Genomic DNA, 1,782 nt, shown 5'->3' on the forward strand with positions numbered 1-1,782 from the left:
CGACAAATTATGGAAAGAAGTGGAGCAAGCAGAGAAAAAGAGCTTGCCTAAGACAGTGATAAAACTGACTGATGAGATTTATCAGAAAGGGGAAAAAGAGAAAAACTCTCCGCAGATGCTCAAAGCATACGCGTGGCGGATGAAATACCGGGAAATGTTGAATCCGGATAGTCTTTATGCCGGTCTGAAAGGACTGGAACAGTGGGTGAAACAAACCGACCAACCAATGGACCGTGCTATTTTGCATTCTCTGATAGCCGAAATTTATGCAAATTATGCTGCCAACAACCAGTGGCAACGGACGGAAATTGTAGGCCAAACGCCTTCTGCGGATATACGCGAGTGGACCGCCAATATGTTTGTAGAAAAAGTGCGGACAAATGTGAAAGAAGCCTTGGCTGACTCTGTGTTACTGCTCAAAACTTCTTCACGCGACTATATCCCTTTCGTAGAACTGGGGAAAACGAGTGAATATTATCACCATGACCTCTATCATCTATTGGCTTCCCGTGGAATTGATGCTCTGGTGCAAGTGGAAAAACTAGGTAGCGGGTATACTGGAACGAACGCTGTACATCCGGTGAAACAGGATATAATAGCTATTTACGGAAATATGCTTTCTGCTTATAAAGCAGCCGGATTGAAAGAAGGTTATGTGTTGACCGCACTTAACTATTTGGAATGGAGACGGGGAGCGGAACGGTATATCCGACCTCTCCAAGCAAAGGGAGAGGCTTCGGTATTGACGGATGACACTTACCTGAAAGCATTGAATACATTGAAAAGTAAATATGCTTCGGAACCGATATGTGCTGAAGTGTACCTGGCACAAGCCCGTTATGCTATTGAAAAGCAACAGCAGGTTAATGCATTGCAGCTTTGCGATGAGGCGATTCGTCTTTATCCGGGGTATGACAGAATCAATGCTCTGAAAAATCTTCGGGAAGAGATATTGGCTCCTTATTTGAATGTCTATGCAGCAGATCAGGCTTTCCCGAACGAAGAGATAGAACTAAGAGCCTCACATAAGAATCTGGATGGTTTCACCGTCCGGATTTATCAGGCGAAGAAACTGATAAAAGAACAACATTACTCTGTAATTCGTCCGGAAGATTACCGGACACAGGACACGGTGTTTACGTTCAAAGCTCCCGAACTTGGAGCTTACGTAATGCGTATCATACCGGATATTCGTGCGAAGAGAGACAGTGAAAGCAAGTTTGACGTAACACGTTTCAAGGTGTTAACTTGTCGTCTGCCGTAAAAACAATATCAAGTGGTGACGTTGGACGGACAGACGGGACATCCTATTTCGAATGCGAAAGTTACGATGTATAGTAACGATGAAAAAGTTTTGCAAGAGTTTACGACGGACAAAGATGGTAAGGTGGTATTTCCCTGGAAATCTGAATACCGCTATTTGAAAGCCTCCAAGGGCACGGATACAGCGATGCCGAAGCAAGGTATCTATGCAGGAAGTTACGGATATTACGGTGACGAAGATAAAGTGGCGGAAAATATGACTTTATTGACTGACCGTTCTTTGTATCGTCCCGGACAGACGGTGTATGTGAAAGGAATTGCCTATTCTCAAAAATCAGATACGGCGAATGTACTCCCGAACAAGGAATATATGGTTACTTTATTGGATGCGAATAATCAGGAAGTAGGGCAGAAGTCGGTACGCACCAATGAGTTCGGTTCGTTTGCCACTGATTTCGCGTTGCCTTCAGCTTGCCTGAACGGAATGTTCTCGTTGAAGGCAGGAAGAGGCCGTACAAG

Annotated in this window: 1 pseudogene; it reads left to right on the forward strand. The window is 44.5% G+C overall.

The features are described 5' to 3' along the window. Positions 1–1,782: pseudogene (locus AB5935_RS25140) on the forward strand (MG2 domain-containing protein); the annotation flags it as partial.

The organism is Phocaeicola sp. RTP21198st1_B8_RTP21198_201120 (assembly GCF_040929485.1).
Taxonomy (GTDB): Bacteria; Bacteroidota; Bacteroidia; order Bacteroidales; family Bacteroidaceae; genus Phocaeicola; species Phocaeicola dorei.